This window comes from Winogradskyella sp. A2, from assembly GCF_046762865.1.
In the GTDB taxonomy this organism is placed as follows: Bacteria; Bacteroidota; Bacteroidia; order Flavobacteriales; family Flavobacteriaceae; genus Winogradskyella.
Genome location: NZ_JBKQXM010000003.1, coordinates 1 through 3,958, shown reverse-complemented (window position 1 = coordinate 3,958; position 3,958 = coordinate 1). Strand labels below are relative to the sequence as shown.

The window sequence follows — 3,958 nt, the reverse complement described above, 5'->3', positions numbered from 1 at the left end:
TCAATCCAAAAGAAGGCGGGGGAATTAACCCTAAGCCTGGAGGAGGGATTAACCCTAAAGAAGGTGGGGGAATTAATCCTAAGCCTGGCGGTGGCATCAATCCCAAAGAAGGTGGAGGAATTAACCCTAAGCCAGGGGGAGGTATCAATCCTAAATAACAATTCAGATTAAAAATTAATAGCACATATTAGATAAATATAGTAGTTTACTATTCTTATCTGATTATGGATATAATAAGGCTGTATAAAAAAACCGACTCAATTGAGTCGGTTTTTTTTTAAGCGAAATGTTGTTATTAATTTTGGCTCAACGCCTTATTTAACTTTGTTTACTATTGCTTCAAAAGCTTCTGGGTGATTCATTGCTAAATCTGCAAGAACCTTACGATTCAATTCAATATTATTAGCTTTTAATCCTCCCATAAACTTAGAATAGCTCATACCGTGTTGTCTAGCACCTGCGTTTATACGCATTATCCATAATGCACGGAATGTTCTTTTTTTGTTTCTACGGTCTCTATACGAATATTGCATCGCTTTATCAACCGCATTTTTTGCTACTGTCCAAACGTTTTTACGTCTTCCCCAATAGCCTTTTGCTTGCTTAAGAACCTTTTTTCTTCTAGCTCTCTTTGCAACTGAATTTACTGATCTTGGCATTTCTTTAATTGTTTTTTGTAGTAGGCGACCTTAAAGGTACTTGCTAAATTCTTTTGCCTAACTCCAGGGTTTTACATTTTATTTTAACCGGTTAAAAAAATATTACTTTAAACGCAACATTGTTTTAACATTATTCTCGTCGGCCTTATGTACTAAAGTATCATGAGTCAACGCAAGCTTACGCTTTTTTGATTTTTTAGTCAATATATGACTTTTAAAAGCGTGCTTTCTTTTAATCTTACCAGTGCCAGTTAGTTTGAAACGTTTCTTAGCACTTGATTTTGTTTTCATTTTAGGCATTTCTCCTAGATTTAATTACGTTTCGCTTATTGTCGTTTAGCTGAATTAACAGCTTTATTATTTCTTCTTTGGCGCAATGAACATAATCATTCGCTTACCTTCAAGCTTTGGCATTTGTTCAACCTTGCCATATTCTTCAAGATCTTGGGCTAATCTTAGTAATAAGATTTGACCTTGTTCCTTAAACACAATTGAACGTCCTTTAAAGAATACAAAAGCTTTTAACTTTGCACCATCTTTTAAGAACTTCATAGCGTGTTTCTTTTTAAATTCGTAATCATGGTCATCTGTATTTGGCCCAAAACGAATTTCCTTAACAACTACTTTAGTTGCTTTAGATTTTAATGCTTTCTCTCGCTTTTTTTGCTCATAGAGAAACTTTTTATAATCCATGACTTTACAAACAGGAGGTTTCGCATTTGGTGAAATCTCAACCAGATCCAAACCTTGTTCGTCAGCCATAGATAGTGCTTGTTTTATAGGATAAACTCCTACTTCAACATTGTCTCCTACAACTCTTACTTCTTCAGATCTAATTTTAGAATTTATACGGTGTTTATCCTCTTGGGACACACGTCTGTTATAATTTCTTCTGTTTCTACGTATTGCTATGACTTATATATTTTAATTAAACTTATTTAAAAGTCTTCAAACTATTTGAGACCTTTTCTTTTACAATTTTTGAAAATTCTTGTACACTAATTGTGCCAAGATCTTCACCTCCGTGTTGTCTTACAGTAATCGTTTCGTCTTTTACTTCTTGTTCTCCAACGATTATCATATACGGATATTTACTCATCTCCGCTTCACGAATTTTCTTACCCACAGTTTCATTTCTGTTATCTGCAAGGGCGCGAATTTCGTCATTTTCTAACAAATTTAAAACTTTTTGAGCGTATTTTTCATATTTCTCACTCACAGAGAGAATAATAGCTTGATCTGGCATTAGCCATAATGGAAAGTTACCACCTGTGTGCTCTAGCAATATAGCTACAAATCGTTCCATACTTCCAAATGGTGCTCTATGAATCATTACTGGTCTGTGTAGCTCATTATCACTACCTTTGTATGATAAATCAAATCTTTCTGGTAAGTTATAATCAACCTGAATTGTACCTAGTTGCCATTTACGCCCAAGGGCATCCTTAACCATAAAATCTAGCTTAGGACCATAAAAGGCTGCTTCACCTGTCTCAACAACAAAGTTGAGTCCTTTGTCCTTAGCGGCGTTTAATATTGCCTGTTCTGCTTTATCCCAGTTCTCATCGCTACCAATATATTTATCAGGATTATCAGGATCTCTCAAGGAAACTTGTGCCGTAAAATTTTCGAACCCTAAAGATCCAAAAACGTATAATACTAAATCAATAACTTCCTTAAATTCAGTATCTAATTGGTCTGGTGTACAAAAGATATGAGCATCGTCTTGAGTAAAACCTCTTACCCTTGTTAGGCCATGTAATTCACCACTTTGTTCATATCTATATACTGTCCCAAATTCAGCATATCTTATTGGTAGTTCCTTATATGAAAATGGTCTGCTATTAAATATTTCACAATGATGAGGGCAATTCATAGGTTTAAGTAGAAACTCCTCACCATCAGCAGGCGTATTTATAGGTTGAAAACTATCTTCACCATATTTAGCAAAATGACCCGATGTAACATAAAGGTCCTTATTACCAATATGCGGAGTAACTACCATTTGATAACCTGCTTTTTTTTGAGCAACTTTCAAGAAATTTTCTAATCTTTCTCTTAATGCCGCGCCCTTTGGTAACCATAGCGGTAATCCTTGACCAACTTTTTGAGAGAATGTGAAAAGCTCTAATTCTTTACCAAGTTTCCTGTGATCACGCTTTTTAGCTTCTTCAAGAAGGTGCAAGTGCTCTGTCAATTCTTTTTGTTTCGGGAATGATATTCCATAAACACGAGTTAACTGTTTTTCGTTCTCATCTCCTTTATAATAAGCACCTGCAACACTTAAAATTTTTATTGCTTTTACTATTCCAGTGTTTGGTATGTGGCCACCACGGCATAAATCTGTAAAGGTTGAATGATCGCAGAAACTTATAGTACCATCTTCAAGGCTGTCAATTAAATCTACCTTATATTCATTTTTCCCATTATAAAAAGAAAGAGCCTCAGGTTTTGAAACATCTCTCATTTTAAAGTCATGTTTGCCTCTTGCTATTTCCAACATTTTATTCTCAATAGTTTTGAAGTCTTTTTCAGAAATAATATCATCACCTAAATCAACATCATAATAGAAGCCATTTTCAATAGCAGGCCCAACCCAAAGTTTTACATTTGTATATAATTCCTCTAGTGCCTGTGCAAGAATATGAGCGGAAGAGTGCCAAAATGCTTTTTTACCTTCATCATCTCTCCAGGTATATAAAATAAGACTTCCATTTTCAGTAAGTGGAGTGGTGGTTTCAACAACATTGTCATTAAATTTTGCTGAAATTACATTGCGTGCAAAACCCTCGCTAATATCTTTAGCCACATCATATGGAGTCACTACATTATTATATGATCTCACAGAACCATCAGGAAGAGTAATCTTTATCATTATTAAGGTATAATTTTAAGCGTACAAAGATATACCTATATATATAATAGACAAAGTGAAGTATTATTAATTATAATTGCTGGTTTAATTTTGAATAACATTAATCAATAATAATTTTTATTTTAAGTATTTCAGTTTTTAATTTATGCTAAATTATTTTAATTGATTTTAAGATTGTCATCACAATGTGTTAAGAAAGAGGAGTTTAGTTTACTGCGAATAAATTTTGCTAAAAATCCTTATAATATTGCTTGTTGGGTTGGGGAATGGTTTTATATTTGCGCCGCTGAAACGGTACGTGAGTACTGTGTTTGTTAGTTCGTTCGCTTATGGATATTGATGCGGAAAATATTTTTAAAAATATTTTGTCGAGAATGTTGCGGGTAACGAAAAAGGGTTTTATATTTGCACCCGCTTAAACGCC

At 34.0% G+C, this 3,958-nt stretch carries 4 protein-coding genes; all 4 read right to left on the bottom strand.

The window, feature by feature from the left end; genetic code table 11:
• Positions 1-314: 314 nt before the first annotated feature.
• Complete coding sequence (gene rplT / locus ACFWV9_RS05965) at positions 315-659, bottom strand: 50S ribosomal protein L20 (protein ID WP_411894333.1); 345 nt, start codon at positions 657-659, stop codon at positions 315-317.
• Positions 660-761: 102 nt separating this feature from the next.
• Positions 762-959, bottom strand: coding sequence for a 50S ribosomal protein L35 (gene rpmI, locus ACFWV9_RS05960; RefSeq protein WP_034040729.1), 198 nt, complete (start codon positions 957-959; stop codon positions 762-764).
• Between the two features lie 57 nt (positions 960-1,016).
• Entirely contained in the window at positions 1,017-1,532 is a 516-nt protein-coding gene (infC, locus tag ACFWV9_RS05955) for a translation initiation factor IF-3 (protein ID WP_411894332.1), read from the bottom strand.
• 61 nt (positions 1,533-1,593) lie between these two features.
• Complete coding sequence (thrS, locus tag ACFWV9_RS05950) at positions 1,594-3,534, bottom strand: threonine--tRNA ligase (protein ID WP_411894331.1); 1,941 nt, start codon at positions 3,532-3,534, stop codon at positions 1,594-1,596.
• Positions 3,535-3,958 lie beyond the last annotated feature (424 nt).

Excerpts from the sequence above, each read along its gene's own strand:
- rplT (WP_411894333.1), bottom strand. The coding sequence starts at position 659 with ATGCCAAGATCAGTAAATTCAGTTGCAAAGAGAGCTAGAAGAAAAAAG.
- rpmI (WP_034040729.1), bottom strand. The coding sequence starts at position 959 with ATGCCTAAAATGAAAACAAAATCAAGTGCTAAGAAACGTTTCAAACTA.
- thrS (WP_411894331.1), bottom strand. The coding sequence starts at position 3,534 with ATGATAAAGATTACTCTTCCTGATGGTTCTGTGAGATCATATAATAAT.